Origin of the sequence: Campylobacter sp. (assembly GCF_052169515.1) — a bacterium.
GTDB lineage: Bacteria > Campylobacterota > Campylobacteria > Campylobacterales > Campylobacteraceae > Campylobacter_A.
The window spans coordinates 109146-125161 of record NZ_JBQNCH010000001.1; the positions used below are offsets into that span (position 1 = coordinate 109146).

At 38.6% G+C, this 16016-nt stretch carries 19 protein-coding genes and 1 pseudogene; 12 read left to right on the plus strand and 8 right to left on the minus strand.

Annotation, left to right across the window (positions count from 1 at the left end; translation table 11 throughout):
* Positions 1–10 precede the first annotated feature (10 nt).
* From dapA to ACTTKV_RS00515, 6 genes are all read left to right on the plus strand, one after another.
* A complete protein-coding gene (gene dapA / locus ACTTKV_RS00490) occupies positions 11–880 on the plus strand; it encodes a 4-hydroxy-tetrahydrodipicolinate synthase (RefSeq protein WP_442548746.1) in 870 nt (289 codons plus the stop codon).
* The gene (locus tag ACTTKV_RS00495; protein ID WP_442548727.1) at positions 880–1668 is read left to right on the plus strand and encodes an enoyl-ACP reductase; all 789 of its coding nucleotides are present in this window, start codon (positions 880–882) and stop codon (positions 1666–1668) included. The genes dapA and ACTTKV_RS00495 overlap by 1 nt, the downstream gene beginning before the upstream one ends.
* Complete coding sequence (gene pgsA / locus ACTTKV_RS00500) at positions 1646–2245, plus strand: CDP-diacylglycerol--glycerol-3-phosphate 3-phosphatidyltransferase (protein ID WP_442548728.1); 600 nt, start codon at positions 1646–1648, stop codon at positions 2243–2245. The genes ACTTKV_RS00495 and pgsA overlap by 23 nt, the downstream gene beginning before the upstream one ends.
* A gap of 2 nt (positions 2246–2247) precedes the next feature.
* Positions 2248–3144, plus strand: coding sequence for a hypothetical protein (locus ACTTKV_RS00505; RefSeq protein WP_442548729.1), 897 nt, complete (start codon positions 2248–2250; stop codon positions 3142–3144).
* A gap of 69 nt (positions 3145–3213) precedes the next feature.
* The gene (gene rseP, locus ACTTKV_RS00510) at positions 3214–4323 is read left to right on the plus strand and encodes an RIP metalloprotease RseP (protein WP_442548730.1); all 1110 of its coding nucleotides are present in this window, start codon (positions 3214–3216) and stop codon (positions 4321–4323) included.
* Positions 4320–4958: a YggS family pyridoxal phosphate-dependent enzyme gene (locus ACTTKV_RS00515; RefSeq protein WP_442548731.1), complete on the plus strand. Its 639-nt coding sequence runs from the start codon at positions 4320–4322 to the stop codon at positions 4956–4958. The genes rseP and ACTTKV_RS00515 overlap by 4 nt, the downstream gene beginning before the upstream one ends.
* 96 nt (positions 4959–5054) lie before the next feature.
* On the opposite strand, the gene ACTTKV_RS00520 is transcribed toward ACTTKV_RS00515, so the two are convergent.
* The 6 genes from ACTTKV_RS00520 to lepA are packed head-to-tail and all read right to left on the minus strand — an operon-like array spanning position 5055 to position 9146.
* Positions 5055–5624: a phosphoribosyltransferase family protein gene (locus ACTTKV_RS00520; protein WP_442548732.1), complete on the minus strand. Its 570-nt coding sequence runs from the start codon at positions 5622–5624 to the stop codon at positions 5055–5057.
* Entirely contained in the window at positions 5624–6181 is a 558-nt protein-coding gene (locus ACTTKV_RS00525) for a YajG family lipoprotein (RefSeq protein WP_442548733.1), read from the minus strand. Before ACTTKV_RS00525 ends, ACTTKV_RS00520 begins: the two co-directional genes overlap by 1 nt.
* An 11-nt stretch (positions 6182–6192) precedes the next feature.
* Positions 6193–6915: a hypothetical protein gene (locus tag ACTTKV_RS00530; RefSeq protein ID WP_442548734.1), complete on the minus strand. Its 723-nt coding sequence runs from the start codon at positions 6913–6915 to the stop codon at positions 6193–6195.
* On the minus strand, positions 6909–7139 hold the full coding sequence (locus ACTTKV_RS00535) for a 2-hydroxymuconate tautomerase family protein (protein WP_087585995.1): 231 nt from the start codon (positions 7137–7139) through the stop codon (positions 6909–6911). Before ACTTKV_RS00535 ends, ACTTKV_RS00530 begins: the two co-directional genes overlap by 7 nt.
* Positions 7140–7172: 33 nt before the next feature.
* Positions 7173–7334, minus strand: coding sequence for a hypothetical protein (locus tag ACTTKV_RS00540; RefSeq protein WP_442548735.1), 162 nt, complete (start codon positions 7332–7334; stop codon positions 7173–7175).
* Positions 7335–7355: 21 nt separating this feature from the next.
* Positions 7356–9146, minus strand: a complete 1791-nt coding sequence (lepA, locus tag ACTTKV_RS00545; RefSeq protein WP_442548736.1) for a translation elongation factor 4 — start codon at positions 9144–9146, stop codon at positions 7356–7358.
* Positions 9147–9282: 136 nt separating this feature from the next.
* Between lepA and ACTTKV_RS00550 the strand changes: the two are divergent.
* Both ACTTKV_RS00550 and ACTTKV_RS00555 read left to right on the plus strand, forming a co-directional pair.
* A pseudogene (locus ACTTKV_RS00550) lies at positions 9283–11766 on the plus strand (N-6 DNA methylase); the annotation flags it as partial.
* 18 nt (positions 11767–11784) lie between these two features.
* Entirely contained in the window at positions 11785–12468 is a 684-nt protein-coding gene (locus ACTTKV_RS00555; protein ID WP_442548737.1) for a restriction endonuclease subunit S, read from the plus strand.
* 1 nt (position 12469) lies between these two features.
* On the opposite strand, the gene ACTTKV_RS00560 is transcribed toward ACTTKV_RS00555, so the two are convergent.
* Together ACTTKV_RS00560 and ACTTKV_RS00565 are read right to left on the minus strand one after the other, a co-directional pair.
* Positions 12470–13384 carry a cation diffusion facilitator family transporter gene (locus ACTTKV_RS00560; RefSeq protein WP_442548738.1) on the minus strand — a complete coding sequence of 305 codons (915 nt, stop codon included), beginning with the start codon at positions 13382–13384 and terminating at the stop codon, positions 12470–12472.
* Positions 13362–14213, minus strand: a complete 852-nt coding sequence (locus ACTTKV_RS00565) for an ABC transporter six-transmembrane domain-containing protein (RefSeq protein WP_442548747.1) — start codon at positions 14211–14213, stop codon at positions 13362–13364. The genes ACTTKV_RS00560 and ACTTKV_RS00565 overlap by 23 nt, the downstream gene beginning before the upstream one ends.
* A gap of 182 nt (positions 14214–14395) precedes the next feature.
* Here ACTTKV_RS00565 and ACTTKV_RS00570 point away from each other — a divergent pair, with 182 nt between their 5' ends.
* The 4 genes from ACTTKV_RS00570 (at position 14396) to ACTTKV_RS00585 (ending at position 15961) form a co-directional block, all read left to right on the plus strand.
* On the plus strand, positions 14396–14770 hold the full coding sequence (locus ACTTKV_RS00570; RefSeq protein WP_442548739.1) for a cupin domain-containing protein: 375 nt from the start codon (positions 14396–14398) through the stop codon (positions 14768–14770).
* A gap of 103 nt (positions 14771–14873) precedes the next feature.
* Entirely contained in the window at positions 14874–15242 is a 369-nt protein-coding gene (locus tag ACTTKV_RS00575) for a hypothetical protein (protein ID WP_442548748.1), read from the plus strand.
* A complete protein-coding gene (locus ACTTKV_RS00580) occupies positions 15233–15433 on the plus strand; it encodes a hypothetical protein (RefSeq protein ID WP_442548740.1) in 201 nt (66 codons plus the stop codon). Before ACTTKV_RS00575 ends, ACTTKV_RS00580 begins: the two co-directional genes overlap by 10 nt.
* Positions 15434–15538: 105 nt before the next feature.
* Complete coding sequence (locus tag ACTTKV_RS00585) at positions 15539–15961, plus strand: Rrf2 family transcriptional regulator (protein ID WP_442548741.1); 423 nt, start codon at positions 15539–15541, stop codon at positions 15959–15961.
* The last annotated feature ends 55 nt before the right edge of the window (positions 15962–16016 follow it).

A 16016-nucleotide genomic window follows, 5' to 3' on the forward strand; every position in this document is an offset into this window, starting at 1 on the left:
TCAAGGTGCGATGACGGCACTCATTACGCCATTTAAAAATCAAAAATTAGACGAAGCTGGCTTTGAGAAACTGATAAAAAGACAGATAAAACATGGCATCGATGTAGTCGTACCAGTAGGAACCACTGGCGAGAGCGCAACTCTAACTCATGATGAGCATAGAATTTGTATAGAAATAGCCGTTGATGCATGTAAGGGCACAGACGTTAAAGTGCTTGCTGGTGCTGGTAGCAACGCCACTCACGAGGCTATTGGTATCGCTAAATTTGCCCAAGCTCATGGAGCTGATGGCATCCTCTCAGTTGCGCCTTATTACAACAAACCAACACAAGAAGGACTTTATGAGCATTATAAAGCCATTGCAAATAGCATTGAAATTCCTGTACTTCTTTATAATGTCCCTGGCAGAGTTGGCGTGGATATCTTGCCAGCGACCGTTTTTAGACTTTTTAAAGAGTGCAAAAATATCTATGGTATCAAAGAGGCTACAGGCAGTATCGATAGATGCGTCGATCTACTGGCTCACGAGCCAAATTTAGTAGTCATCAGCGGCGAAGATGCAATCAACTACCCTATCCTCTCAAACGGCGGTAAGGGAGTCATCTCAGTCACTGCAAACCTATTACCAGATCAAATTTCTCAGCTAACGCACCTTGCAATGAACGAAGAGTACAAAAAAGCAAAACTAATAAACGACAATCTATACACGATAAATAAAACACTCTTTTGCGAAAGCAATCCGATACCGATCAAAGCGGCGATGTATCTAGCTGGACTCATCGACTCTTTAGAGTATCGCTTGCCACTTTGTAAACCAAGTAAAGAAAATTTTAAAAAAATCGAAGAAGTAATAAAAAATTATGAAATAAAGGGATTTTAATGAAGGACACACTAAACGAATTTAAAGGTAAAACGCTAGTTATCAGTGGCGGCACTAGAGGTATTGGTAGAGCCATAGTTGAAGAATTTGCAAAAGCTGGCGTAAACATAGCATTTACCTATAACTCAAACGAAGAACTTGCAAATGAGCAAGCAAGAGAGCTTGAGGCAAATTTTAAGATAAAAGCCAGAGCCTATGCGCTAAATATCCTTGAACCAGAAACTTATAAAGAGCTATTTTTAAAGATAGACGAGGACTTTGATAGGATTGATTTTTTTATCTCAAACGCGATCATTTCAGGTCGTGCGGTAGCTGGTGGATACACTAAATTTATGAAGCTAAAACCAAGAGGTATAAACAATATCTTTACAGCAACAGTAAATGCCTTTGTCGTAGGCACTCAAGAAGCTGCAAAACGCATGGAAAAAGTGGGTGGTGGTAGCATCATCAGCCTAAGTTCTACTGGAAATTTAGTCTATATCGAAAACTATGCAGGCCACGGCACAGCAAAAGCAGCCGTTGAGGCGATGGCAAGATATGCTGCGACCGAGCTTGGCGAGAAAAATATCCGTGTAAACGTCGTAAGTGGCGGCCCTATCGAGACAGACGCACTAAGAGCCTTTACCAACTACGAAGAGGTGCGCGATATGACAGCAAAACTTAGCCCACTAAACCGCATGGGACAGCCGACCGATCTAGCCGGAGCATGTCTATTTTTGTGTTCACCAAAAGCTAGCTGGGTGACTGGGCACACATTTATAATAGATGGTGGCACGACTTTTAAATGAGAGTGAAATTTCTAAGCATAAAGGCATATTTGTGAGTTTAAATTTACCAAATTCTTTAGCGTTTTTTAGGATACTGTTGGCTCCGCTTATGTTTTTTATGCTCGTAAATGCGCCAGGAATTTTTACGCAAATTCACATGAGCTGGATAAACTACTTCGCAGCTCTTATTTTTGTTATCGCCTCGGTAACTGACTTTTTTGACGGTTACATCGCAAGAAGCTGGGATCAAAAGACAAAGCTTGGGGCGATCCTTGATCCACTGGCAGACAAGATGCTAATTCTTGCTGCATTTTTAGGCCTTATGATGCTTGGAAGGGCTAGTGCTTGGGCTGTCTATCTTATCTTAGTAAGAGAATTTTTTATAACCGGCTTTCGTGTCGTGATGGCAAGTGATGGCGTCGAGGTCGCAGCTTCGATGGCTGGCAAAGTAAAAACCGTCTCGCAGATGTTTGCGGTTGGATTTTTACTGATGAGCTGGCCTTGTGGAGAGCTTTTGCTCTGGATAGCTGTTGCGCTTACGCTTTATTCTGGATTTGAGTACATTTTTGCCTACATAAAAGCGATGAAAAAGAGCTAAATTTGAGCTACGAATTAAAAGAGATCATTTTAGAACGCACTGCAAAATTAGAGCCAGCACTGCAAAAACAAGCTAAAAAACTAAATCAAAAGATCATCAACACAAATTTTTATCACGATGCTAAAAATTTAGAAAAAATTGGCGCTGTAATCAGCCCTGAGCTAAATGAATTTTTATTAAGCTGCGCTTTAGAATACGACAAAACCCATGCGGATAAATTTGATACGTTTGATAACGACGTAGAGACTTTGCGTGGCATTTGGAGTGCGATGAGCTTTTCAAAAAGCCTTGACATTTTAGACTATCTAAATATGCAAGCTACTCGCTCGGTATCGCACCGCTCGTTTGCACACAGATACATCTTTGAAATTTTACGCTTGCAAGAGAAGGCTGGCCGCACACATCCGCTACTTGCCAAGCTTTATGACTATTATGGTGGCTTGCAAGCAAAACTGCCTATATATGAGCTTTTGCGCAGTATAGGCGTAAGCCCTGCTGATCCTTATGATTTTAATATCTCACTAAATGCTGTAAATTTTGGCTACTGGTTTAGCAATCAAGGACTAAGCGATGATGAGCTAGCCGGTAAATTTCACTTAGAAATTCGCCTTTTTGCCCCTTTTATAAATGACCATACATTTGAGATAGAGCTTAGAAACGACGCTGTGCCAAGGGCTAGAATAAATTTTAACGATGACGGTATGAGCTTTTTGCAAGAGTTGCCAAGTGATGCTTTGCTCCGCCCTGATATTTTAAATCTAAAGCCATTTATCACCCAAGTGAAGTCTTATTTTCATATAAATTTTGACATAGACAACAAAGACATGACCAATATAAGCGCAAGCAAAGGTCTAAATAAAGGTAAAGTCACATCTTGGCTAAGGGAAATTTTTAGCTAAAAACCATTTGAGAGTAAATTTATAAACTTTGGCTAAAATCTCATCAATTTTTTCAAAAAAAGGTAAGTTTTGAAAGGCATTTTTTTCACGCTGGCCCTGCTTTGCCTTGGGCTTTATGCGTATTCGTTTTATTTTTTAGTGACTGTTTTAGCCATTAGTTTTCTCATATTTTTTCACGAGCTTGGACACTTTTTGGCAGCAAGAATGCTTGGCGTAAAGGTAAACACCTTTAGTATCGGATTTGGCGAGAAAATTTACACCAAAAATGTTGGCGGCACCGACTACTGTCTAAGCGCGATCCCACTTGGTGGATACGTACAACTAAAAGGTCAAGACGACACCGACCCAAAGGCCAAAAACTACGATGCCGATAGCTACAATGTGCTAAGTCCACTAAAGCGAATTTACATCCTTTTTGCAGGACCGTTTTTCAACTTTATCTTGGCCTTTTTTATCTACATTTTGCTTGGATTTATCGGCGTTGAGAGGCTTGCACCAAGCGTCGGTCATATAGCGGATGGCTCGGCAGCTGCGAATGCTGGTCTAGCTAAGAATGATAAAATTTTAGAGATAAATGGCGTAAAAATAAACGAGTGGGATGAGATCAGTAAAAATGTAAAACTTGAGCCTAGCACCATTTTGATAGATAGAAACGGCTCAATTTTAAGCATAAATTTAACACCAAAGATAGGCGAGACGGTAAATCTATTTAATGAAAAGGTGCAGCGTCCATTGATCGGGATCTCTCCAAATGGCGAAGTAGTAAAAATTTATCATACAGGCCTAAATAGTCTAAAATTTGCTTATGACGAGACACTCGAAGCCTCAAAGCTTATCTTTAAAAGCTTTACCAAACTAGTAAGTGGAGCCGTACCACTAAAAGAGGTGGGAGGCATCGTGCAGATCGCTGATGTCACTTCAAAAGCCGCAAAAATAAGTCTTGGCGTGCTTTTGACGATCGTCGCTTTAATCTCAGTAAATTTAGGTGTTTTAAATTTATTCCCTATCCCAGCACTTGATGGCGGCCACATACTTTTTAACCTATATGAGCTGATTTTTAGACGCGAGGTAAATGAGCGAGTGCTCATCATGCTCACCTACTGCGGCTGGGCACTGCTGCTTGGCATAATGGTACTTGCAACTTTTAATGACATTATGAGATTAAGCGGAGGTTTATGATGATAGTTTTAAACGAGCTATTAGAAAAGATCGAAAATTTAGGCAAAGACGTGACGCTAATCGCCGTTAGCAAAAATGTCACAAGCGCTGAAGTAAGAGAGCTTTACGCACAAGGACAGAGAAATTTTGGCGAAAACAGAGTCCAAGAGCTAGCCAAAAAAGAGCTAGAACTGCAAAATTTTACTGATATAAAATGGCATATGATCGGCCGCTTGCAAAATAACAAAATAAATCAAATGATAAGTCTAAAGCCCACACTTTGGCAAAGCTGCGATAGCTTTGAAAGGGCAGTAGAGGTCGATAAAAGGCTCAGCTATAAGCTCGATACATTGCTTCAAATAAACTCGGCTAATGAAGATACAAAGCAAGGTGTAAGCGTAGCAAATGCGCTAGAAATTTACGAGCGCATCCAAAGCGAGTGCAAAAATATTAATCTAAGAGGCGTGATGAGTATCGGAGCGCATGTGGATGAGCCAAAAGAGATTCAAAAGAGCTTTGAGCTAACTTATAAAATTTACGAGAGCCTAAAGCCAAAAGGTGCAACTATCTGCTCGATGGGCATGAGTAGTGACTTCGAGCTAGCGATAAAATGCGGCTCAAATATGATTCGCCTTGGCACTATGCTTTATCTATAAATTTATCACTTTTGCATGCTCCTACTGCTAACGAAATAGATTACTACTGGAGGTATGTAAATTTCTGCCCAAAGAGACTTGAGAAAAAATTAAAATTTAATGTTTAGCATCAGCCAAAACCAAGGCAAAAAGTACTTTTACGCCAGCTTTTTCTAGAGTATTTCTAGCCTCAAGTATCGTAGTGCCAGTAGTTACGATATCATCTACTAAAATAACTGGAGTAGTGATCTTTTTTAGGATTTTAAAATTTCTTGGGTTATTTTGTCTAAATTGTAAATCCCTGCCACTATAGCTGGTCTTGCTGGTTGCATGCAGTGCGTGAAATATAGGCTTTAGATTTTTAGCCCTTAGTGCATTTGCCAAAATGGCTGTGTGCGAGTAGCCAAAATGAACTCTATCATCTATCGGTAAGGCGTAAATTTGCTTCGGAAAGCTAAAGCTTTTAGCAAATTTCTTAAATGCAAATTTGGCTAAATTTTTATATATAAAATATCCATGCATTTGGTGCTTGGAGTGGATGAGTTCTTTTATTTCAGAGTAGCCGTAAAAGCTATAAATTTTAAAGCCCTCTAGTTCTCTTACTATCGGGCTTGGTTCGCTTAAAATTTGTGAGCAAATTTTACAAAATGTATTTAGCGTAAAGCTCTTGCAAAATGCACAAAACATTAGCTATTTAAAATAGCAATTGCTGTGCGTTTGACTGCATCGTTTATAATATCAGTTAAAAATGGCTTAAATGCTCTGCCTGTACGAATCAACTCAAATTTGGTTTGATTATTTGAAATATTTTTAACGATACTTTGATCGCCTTTTTGGATCTTAAGTGTAATCTTAATATTACCTTTTGTATTATCAGTACCATATCCGCTCATATTTGCTTCAAACTCGTTGATAAAAATTTCAACAACAACTCCACCCATGCCATTCACATTTGCACCGCGCGCCATAAGCTCTTTTTTGAGCGAATCGCTAAAATAAGCAGCAAGATCGTTTTGAAGCACAACATATTCTTTTACAGTTCCTTTGCCATCAGTGATCGTAGCAATGGTACTTTTGTTTTTGCGGTTGTCATGCACTGCGCTTATATAAGCTTCAAAGCCGCTATTTTGTTGGCTCGCAGCAGCCTTATACGGATCAAATGCGACAACGCTTTGACTTGGTGCACAACCGGTTAAAAGCAAAACAAAAAGTCCAAAAATAGCTAAAAATTTAAATTTATTCATCGTTTTTCCTTTTAAAGTTTAGTGATCTCATCGGCTACTTTTATTGCGGCTTGCTTAACTAAAAGTGCAATAAAAAAGTCAAACTGCTCAGATTTTGAAGCCTCAAGCTTCTCTACATGGTGCCTAGTCGAGATAGGTAAAGTTTTTTTGAAATTTATATTTGAAAGCACAAGAAGGCCATTTAGATGACCATTTAAAATTTCTGAAGCTCCTGAGTAACTTCCTCTGAGCTCGTCAAATCTAAAATCAAGCCTATATGTATAAGGTGATGTTTGTGTATCAACAACAACGATACCACGAGAATTTAACTCACGCTGCAAAAACATGTAAAAAAGCACTTCAAGACGTGGGTTTGAGTTAAAAACTGCACTGTTTCCTTCAACGCCTGTGTAATATATTGATCTTGCACTACTTCTAGCATCGACGATCCTATGAAAATAGACCTTTTTTAATCCAACATTGGTATCGATCATATTTTTTTCCAAGCAGCAGTTTATCGCTACATCACTTTTGTATTTAACACCATTTATAAAAAGACCATCTCCTCTGCCCTTGCATGCACTGCAGTCAGCTGGGATACGCAAAACTTCCTCAAAGTACATTTTGTCTTGACTATTTATGCTCGCACTTTGCATGCCGTCTATACCTTCACATGAGAGGCAAAGGCTGGCTTTTGCCATACATCCTGTTAAAAAAATAGCCGCAAATATCGCTAGTAGTGTCGTTCTTAGCATTTCACTTCCTTTTGCTCGTTTTGTTTTTTACGAAGATTTTTCACACTCTCTCCTGCTATGCCGTAATTATTAGTGTCTATCTCGTCGATGATAACAACAGTATTTTGAGCATTTCTTCCTAAAATTTCGCTTATTAGTTTAGTGACTCCGCTTATCATCTTCTCTTTTTGCTCTACACTCGGACTATCGCCCTCTTTTGTCACACAAATTTTCACAAATGGCATAGTGCTCCTTTTTACAAATTTAGCATTTAAATTTTAATCAAAACCTATCCACCAAAATAAGATACTTGCTGCGGCAATATCGCCACCTCGAAACAAGGCGAAATATTTTGTGATGATTTTGAAAGCTGTGACGTGAAATTTTGGTGCAGATAGAACAGATAGTCCATCAAGCCAAAATTTTACTAACTCTTTCAAAAGAGCACAAAAGATAAGCCGTTAGTCTATTTTTAAGACAGAGAGAAACGCCTCCTGCGGCAAATTCACCTTACCAATGGCCTTCATACGCTTCTTACCCTCTTTTTGCTTTTCAAGCAACTTTCTCTTACGCGTGATATCGCCGCCGTAGCACTTAGCTGTGACGTTTTTGCCCATTGATTTTACAGTTTCTCTAGCAATGATTTTGTTGCCGATGCTCGCTTGTATCGCCACTTCAAAAAGCTGGCGTGGCACTATCTCTTTCATCGCCTTTACAAAGTCTCTACCCTTTGTTTGTGCCTTGCTTTCTGGCACGATGATAGAGAGTGCATCGACTGTTTCACCTGCTACTTTAACATCAAGCTTCACTAGATCACCTACGCGGTAGTCGCTCGGCTCATAGTCAAAACTCGCATAACCTTTTGTGCTTGATTTTAGCTTGTCATAAAAGTCCATAACAATCTCGTTCATAGGTATGTCATACTCAAGCAGCACGCGCTCTGGCGTGATGTAGTCCATCTTTGTCTGGATACCACGGCGGTTGTTTAAAAGTGTGATGATATTACCCAAAAATTCGCTTGGCGTGATGATAGTAGCCTTCACGTATGGCTCAAGGATAGAGTCTATTTTATTTACAGGTGGCAACTGGCTTGGGTTTTGAATTTTTAAATTTATACCATCTGTTTGCATTACTTCGTACGTTACAGTTGGTGCTGTGGCGATGAGATCTAGGTCAAATTCACGCTCCAGCCTCTCTTTAACGACCTCCATATGAAGCAGACCCAAAAAGCCCACTCTAAAACCAAATCCAAGCGCGACCGAGGTCTCTGGCTCGTAGCTTATAGAGCTGTCATTTAGCTTTAGCTTATCAAGTGCGTCACGCAGATCTTCAAATTTATCAGTTTCAATCGGATAAAGTCCGGCAAATACAAAAGGCTTAGCCCTCTCAAAGCCACCTACTGGCTCTTTTAACGGGTTTCTAGCCTGTGTAATCGTATCGCCCACCTGGACATCGCTAACGTTTTTTAGCCCAAGCACGACGATACCAACCTCGCCAGCTGCGATGCTCTTTGTCTTGATAGGAGCGATAGGATTTGGATACATGAGATCAAGCACGATGTGCTTTTTGCCAGTTCCCATTACCAAAATTTCATCGTTTTTTGAGATAGTGCCGTCGTATACACGAACGAGTGCTAGTGCACCAAGATAATTGTCAAACCAGCTATCATAAATAAGTGCTTTTGTAGGCTTGTTTGCATCGCCATTTGGTGCAGGAATTCTCGTAATGATTGCTTCAAGTAGCTCTTTTATACCGATACCACTTTTTGCACTCACCTCGATCGCTCCAGAGCAATCAAGTCCTATAATATGCTCGATCTCATCCTTTACTCTAGCAGGATCGGCCGCTGGCAGGTCGATCTTATTTATAACTGGGATGATCTCTAGGTTGTTTTCAAGTGCGATGTAGACGTTTGCAATGGTCTGTGCCTCCACGCCCTGACTAGCGTCCACTACAAGTAGTGCACCCTCGCAACTAGCCAAAGAGCGGCTCACCTCGTAACTAAAGTCGACGTGACCTGGAGTGTCGATCAAATTTAAAACAAAATTTTCACCATTTAACATGTAGTTTAGGCGAACAGACTGAGCTTTTATCGTGATGCCACGCTCTTTTTCTATGTCCATCGTGTCCATGATCTGCGAGCTCATCTCGCGGTCGCTAACAGCTCCACATTCTTGAATAAGCCGATCAGCTAGTGTGCTTTTGCCATGGTCGATATGAGCGATGATGCTAAAATTTCTAATATTTTTCATTTACTCTTTTACTTTTTTGTTAAATTTTTGGCTTTTATTTTGCCCAAAGTTGATTTAAACACTAATAAATATATTTTTATCATTTCCATATATTTTTCGCTAAAATGCCGTCTAAAACTTTCAAAAAAGAGGGCTTATGTCGAAGTGGCAGTATGAAAACGATGTTGATGACTATGTAAAGGCTATTTTTAAAAATTTAGGACTTAAAAAATCGCGTGATTTTAATGAAAAGCAAGCGATGACACCCTATTTAAAGGAAGCATTAAAGGGTTCAGCTAAAACAAAAGCTAAAGAAAATTTTGGGGTTCCAGATTTTAGCTTGGAAATTTATAAAATTCCCGTAATTATAGAAAATAAATTCGGTTTGAAAAAATTAATCGCTAAAGACAAAGATAAAAACGAGATGAAATTTGACGACAATTCCATATCAGGCTATGCTGTAAATGGTGCACTTCATTATGCTCGTTCAATAATCGCAAGTGGCAAATATCATGAAGCTGTTGCAATCGGTATTGCTGGCGATAGTGAAGAAAACCTACAAATTTGCGTATATTTTGTTTGGGGCAGTAGCGAACTTACGTTTAAATTTATGGATAATTATAAAACTTTAAATTTCCTTGAAAATAAAAAGAGTTTTGAAAATTTTTACAAAGATGCCAAATTAACTGATGAAGATAAACACAGATTTTTAATTACATCACGCGAAATTCTTAAAATTTATGCTAAAAAACTAAACAAACTAATGCATAATCACAATATCACCGCTCCGCAACGAGTCCTTTACGTCTCTGGGATGCTGCTTTCAATGCAAGACATAAAAGAGAACTACGGACTAACACCTGATGACTTGAAAGGTTCTCAGCTAGATAATGAGCGAGATAGTATTCGTATAACTAGTCGCATAAGCTCATTTTTAAAAAATAAAAAAATTCCGTCCGAAAAGCTAAATTTAATGCTAGCTTCCTTTAATGAAATTTCAAAAAATTCACAACGAGACGAGATAGATGAAACTAAACCAAACGACAAAGAAGTTGCACATTTATTGAAAGAAAATTCTAGCACTACCAAACAAATTTTCACGTTTTTATATAGAAATATTTTTCAAAAGATAGATGGCTCAGGCGGCGAAAGCTTTGGGCATATCGACGTGATGGGTGAAATGTATAGCGAGTTTTTAAAATATGCTTTAGGTGATGGCAAAGAGCTTGGTATCGTGCTTACTCCACCTTATATAACTAAAATGATGGCTGAAATTCTAGATATAAACAAAGATAACCGCATTATGGATTTGGCTACCGGAAGCGCTGGCTTTCTCATCTCTGCGATGCAGATAATGATAGAAAACGCTAACGAAAATTACGCCAAAGGAAGTAGCGAAGCTCTAAAAAAGATAGATGAGATCAAAAGAAATCAGCTTCTAGGCGTAGAACTAAATGCCGAAATGTATACTCTTGCGGCTACTAATATGATATTGCGTGGCGATGGTTCAGCACGAATAGAACACGGCAGTGCATTTAATCGCCCAGACGAACTTTACTCAAATTTTAAAGCTGATAGAATTTTGCTAAACCCACCATTTACGTTTGATGAAAATGGTATGCCCTTTATTGCTTATGGACTTGATAGGATGGCAAAGGGCGGGCTTGGCGCCATAATCATCCAAGATAGTGCAGGTAGCGGCAAAGCCGTGAAATCAAATCAACAAATTTTAAAATCCCACACTTTACTGGCAAGCATAAAAATGCCAGTTGATCTTTTTGTGCCAGTCGCGGGAGTTCAAACGAGTATTTATATTTTTAAAGCACACGAACCGCACGACTTCGAACGCTCGGTTAAATTTATAGACTTTAGAAATGACGGCTATAAAAGAACTTCTCGCTCATTGCAGGAGCTAGACGAACCTACGCAAAGATACGCTGATATAGTTAAAATTTATAAAGCTGGTAGAGCCGCGAAAGTAGATCCGAGGCTTTGGAAATTAGACGAAATTTTTGTCGAGGACTTGATAACAAATAGTGGCTCTGATTGGAATTTTGATCAGCATAAGAAGATCGATGCTATGCCAACGCTAGCGGATTTTAAAAAGAGCGTAAGCGACTATCTAAGCTGGGAAGTGTCGCAAATTTTAAAAAAGGATAGTCCCAGTAGAAGCAGTATTGTAAGCCAACGAATTGCAAATTTAGAGCAAGAATTTAAAGCAAGTGGCGGGAAATTTGAAAAAATTAGGCTTGATAAATTATTTAATGTGAAGTCAAATCCACAACTAAATAAAGATAGTTTTAATTTTTCCGAGAATGGAGTTTATCCATATTTCACAAGAACAGTTTTAAATAATGGTATTGCAGGCTATGTCGATTATTTGGATGAGGAGCATAAAATATCAGGTAATTCACTGGCGGTTGGAATGCTTGGAATGCAGTTTTTTTATATGGAAAAGGATTTTTACGCAGGGCAGTTTACTAAAACTATTTATCCAAAATTTGATTATTTTAATAGTAAGGTAGCTCAATATTTTATAGTTCTTTTAAATAAAAATCAAAAAATTTATCAAGGCAGTTTAGTTAGAGATTTTGAAAGACTTTTCTATAATACAAAAATTCTTTTGCCGACGCTAGGAGGCTAGATAAATTTTTCCTTTATGGAAAAATTTATCGAAGAGCTCGACGCGTATCTCGCGGTAACTGGACTTAAAAATTACGAACTAACTGATGCCGAAAAATCCGCTATTAAGAAATTTGACGAATTTGACAAATGGGGGGGGGTAGCAAAGGAATTTAAAATCGGCGATTTATTTGAAAAGTTAGAATTGAAATTTTTAAAAAATAATTTTGATAAGGTAAGAGATATATCAAAGATACAAACCAGTGAATTTGACTTGCCGTTAGTTAATGCAAAAGATGGCGATAATGGGATTATGTATTATGGTAGAAAACGAGATTTTCAGTCGGCAAGCATGACGATCGACATAGTGAATGATGGGGCGGTATCAACGGGCAATGTATATGCACAACCTCAAGAAACTGGTGTTTTATATAACGCTTATTTAGTTAAGCCAAAGACTAAAAATGCCCATAAAGAGTTATTACTATTTTTTGCTACTTCAATGCAAAAATCAATTAAGTATAAATTTGGATACGAAAATAAAGCCGGTTGGAATAAAGTCAAAAATGAATTTATATTTATACCGACATTAAATGATAAAATCGACTACGAATTTATGGAAAATTTCATAAAAGCTATCGAAAAGCTAGTTATAAAAAATGTCGTGCTTTGGGCTGACAAAAAGATAGAAGCAACCAAAAAGGTCGTTAATAAAGCATAGATTAGTGATGATGTCCGCAGTGATCCTCCTCGTCATTTAGCTCGCAGATGAGCTCATCTTTATGTCCATGACTGCTGCTCTCAAACTGTAGAGTGACATGACCAATGCCAACATGAGATAGCTCATGCTCGATGCGCTTTATCATCTTTGAAATTTCTCCTACACTTAGCACATCATCCACCACCACATGGGCTATGAGTGCATTTGAACCAGCACTTATCGCCCAAATATGTAGATCATGCACCTGTCTAACGCCATCCACGCCTTTTATGATAGCTAAAATTTCATCCGTGTCAAGATCGAGCGGCACGGCTTCGATAAGGATATTAAAGCTATCCTTTAGCAAGCCAAAGCCACTTTTTATGATAAGTATCGAAACAAATATACTTGCAATACTATCAGCCTGCGTAAGGCCAAATTTCATGATGACTAGTGCTGCAATGATCGCTCCAACCGAACCAAGCGTATCACCAAGGACGTGAAGATAAGCTCCTTTTATATTTAAATTCTCTTTTATATCGCTACTTTTATGCATATAAATAGCTACGATCAAATTTATAATAAGCCCCAAAATGCTAATAGCAAGCATCGTTTCGGCTTCGATCTGCGGCTCGCTAAAAAATCTCACAAACGCTTCAATTATCACAAAAATACCTAGGGCAATAAGAGCCGAGGCATTCACAAAAGCAGCGATGATCTCGACCCTTTTATAGCCGAAGGTCTTTTTTAAATTTGCTCTTTTTTCTGAAATTTTAAACGCCATGAGCGACAAAAATAGCGCAGCTGCATCTGAGAGCATGTGAAAGGCATCACTGATGAGTGCAAGAGAGTTTGAGAGAAAGCCAAAAACAGCCTCAAACACCATAAAAGTAAAAATAAGTAAAAACGAATTTCTAAGAACGCTCTTGTTGTGCATTATTGTCCTTTTTTTGGGCGTCGATCCTCTTGCCGATGTCTTTTAAATTTGAAAATTCCTCGATGAGTGTTGGTGAGTCGTCAAGGCTGATGACAAAATTCCAAATGTAAGTCATCACGGAGTAGATGTGGCCGGCGTTTGTCTGCTGCGAGCTTAGTACCATTATTGCCACTAAAAAGAGTACCGAAGCACTAACACCGATGATAAAATAGCTCACCGCTTCCCTGTTTGAGATCGCTATGCGAAATTTAGAAACGATGTCGTAGTGCCTATCTAGAGTGCTTTTGTTAAAAACACCTATAACTTTTGCCTCTTTTTCTAGTCGGTCATTTAAGCGAAGATAAAGATCATCATTTTTCTTAACATATCTTGGCAAAAATATAAGAAAAAAGACCATCACTCCAAAACACGCCACAGCCACCTTTGGCTCGACAAAGATGAGCATAAATGCTGAGCCGATGATAGAAATAACCGAGGTAAAAAACATCGGAAAGTGCGTCTCAAAGAAATTTACAAACTCACGTGAAAGTGCCACTCTAGCGATGATAGCGGAGTCGTCTTTGGCGTTTTGTTTTTCATTCATGATGACGTTTACGGCGAGCTTTGCGTAGATGCCTGCAAAGACTTGCGTATCCACGCGGCGCCTGATAGCTCCCATAAGCCACGCTATAAGCACAAAAAGTGCGTAAACAATGGCGTTTAGCGTGTTGCCTTGTATGATTGCATTGATCGCAAAGCCTGCAAATATCGGGTAGGCTAGAAAGAGTCCGTTCTCGGCTAGCACCAAAGCGAATGTCAATATAAGCTTTTTATTGTGCTCTGTGGCTATGCTCTTTAGCGTTTTAAAGGCGCTATTTTACAAATTTACTCCTAAAAAATTTTTGAGAATTCTAGCCAAATTTATAAAAATTTGAAAAAATTTAGTTGTAACTCTTGACATTACAACTAAAAAATATTATACTTCACACATCAGTTGTAAATAAAAATATTACAACAAAAAAGGAGAACAAAATGAAAAATTATCAAGTTGTAAAAATCGCTAACGAGCCAAGAGTCGAGCTAAAAGAAGCTTTAAATTTAAGCGGCTGTGAAGTTTCTATAAACGAACTTCCAGCAAATGTGAGCGTACCATTTATCCACTCACACAAACAAAACGAGGAGCTTTACATTATCTTAGAAGGTGATGGCGAGCTTTTCATCGACGGTGAAGTGCTAAAAGTAAGCAAAGGTGACACACTACGCATAGACCCAGAAGGCAAAAGGTGTTTTAGAGCTGGCAAAAGTGGTATAAAAATGATCTGCATACAGAGCAAAAAAGGTAGCCTAGAGCAATACACCATGGACGATGGCGTGATAGTCACAGATGTAAAGCCAAGTTGGCTATAAATTTAAAAATCTCAAAGGATAAACAATGTAATTAGCAATCATAGGCGCAAACGGCAAGAGCGGCGTAAATTTAGTAAACGAGGCCCTAAACCAAGGTTACGACATTACAGCGATCGTTAGAAACAAAGAGTATAAAAATAGTAGTGTTAAGGTTTTTTATAAAGATATATTTGAGCTTACAAAGGCGGATCTAGTAGGCTTTGACGCCGTTATCAGCGCATTTGGCACTTTTACTGATGTGACCTTCCCTTTATATAAAAAGGTAGCAATCCATCTTATAAATTTACTAAGTGGTAGCAGTACAAGGCTCATCATAATAGTTAGTGGCGCTGGCACACTACTGGTGGACGACAAAGGTACGATGGCTATGGATACGCCTGACTTCCCACATGAGTATATGGGAGTGGCAAGGGCGGCTGCGGAGTCGTTTTTCGAGCCAAAAACTAATCGGACGTACTTTGGATGTATGTAATCCCAACAGGTGACTACGACGCAAATGGTACTCGTACTGGTAAATACGTGCTTGGTGGAGACAATCTCATCTTAAACTCAAAAAATGAGAGCCATATAAGCTACGCAGACCTTGCGCTTGCGATCATAGATGAACTAAAAAACAAAAATTTTATACAAAAACGCTTTACGGCAGTCGGCGAGAGAGTATAAAATTATAGATTTAACATAGCTGGCACAAAAAGCCAGCTATGTTAAATCTAAAACTGCTTTTAGTAAAAATTTAAAGTATAATCAGAAAAAATTTCAAGGACGATTATGCAAGTAGGGATTAAGTTTTCAACCGCGATCCATGTAGTTTTAGCAGCTTGTTTTTTTAAAGACGAAAAAGTCACAAGCGAATTTATAGCAGGCAGTATAAACACAAATCCTGTCATAGTTAGGCGTCTGCTTGGCACTCTAAAGGCTGCAGGACTCGTGAATATTGTAGCTGGAGTTGGTGGTGTGAGTCTTGCGAAAGAGCCAAAAGATATAAATTTGCTTGAAATTTTTAACGCAGTAAATGATAAAGAAAAACTTTTCAAGATCCACTCTGACTCACCCAAAGCCTGCCCACTTGGTGGCAAGATCGAGGGGCTTTTGACTGGTCACTTTTTAAAAGCACAAAAAGCTCTAGAAAGTGAACTAAAAAAGATTACTTTGCAAGACTTATTAGACGAGCTTGCAAGCTATAAAATTTAAGAATACACGCAAAAACTAACCCATTAATAGGAACGCATAGCGTTCCTATCTATTT

Coding starts and splice junctions, on each gene's coding strand:
- ACTTKV_RS00535 (WP_087585995.1), bottom strand. CDS start 7,139: ATGCCATTTGTGAAAATTTGTGTGACAAAAGAGGGCGATAGTCCGAGT.
- ACTTKV_RS00515 (WP_442548731.1), top strand. CDS start 4,320: ATGATGATAGTTTTAAACGAGCTATTAGAAAAGATCGAAAATTTAGGC.
- ACTTKV_RS00525 (WP_442548733.1), bottom strand. CDS start 6,181: ATGAATAAATTTAAATTTTTAGCTATTTTTGGACTTTTTGTTTTGCTT.
- ACTTKV_RS00570 (WP_442548739.1), top strand. CDS start 14,396: ATGAAAAATTATCAAGTTGTAAAAATCGCTAACGAGCCAAGAGTCGAG.
- pgsA (WP_442548728.1), top strand. CDS start 1,646: ATGGTGGCACGACTTTTAAATGAGAGTGAAATTTCTAAGCATAAAGGC.
- dapA (WP_442548746.1), top strand. CDS start 11: ATGACGGCACTCATTACGCCATTTAAAAATCAAAAATTAGACGAAGCT.
- ACTTKV_RS00495 (WP_442548727.1), top strand. CDS start 880: ATGAAGGACACACTAAACGAATTTAAAGGTAAAACGCTAGTTATCAGT.
- ACTTKV_RS00520 (WP_442548732.1), bottom strand. CDS start 5,624: ATGTTTTGTGCATTTTGCAAGAGCTTTACGCTAAATACATTTTGTAAA.
- ACTTKV_RS00530 (WP_442548734.1), bottom strand. CDS start 6,915: ATGCTAAGAACGACACTACTAGCGATATTTGCGGCTATTTTTTTAACA.
- ACTTKV_RS00560 (WP_442548738.1), bottom strand. CDS start 13,384: ATGCACAACAAGAGCGTTCTTAGAAATTCGTTTTTACTTATTTTTACT.
- ACTTKV_RS00580 (WP_442548740.1), top strand. CDS start 15,233: ATGTATGTAATCCCAACAGGTGACTACGACGCAAATGGTACTCGTACT.
- ACTTKV_RS00585 (WP_442548741.1), top strand. CDS start 15,539: ATGCAAGTAGGGATTAAGTTTTCAACCGCGATCCATGTAGTTTTAGCA.
- lepA (WP_442548736.1), bottom strand. CDS start 9,146: ATGAAAAATATTAGAAATTTTAGCATCATCGCTCATATCGACCATGGC.
- ACTTKV_RS00555 (WP_442548737.1), top strand. CDS start 11,785: ATGGAAAAATTTATCGAAGAGCTCGACGCGTATCTCGCGGTAACTGGA.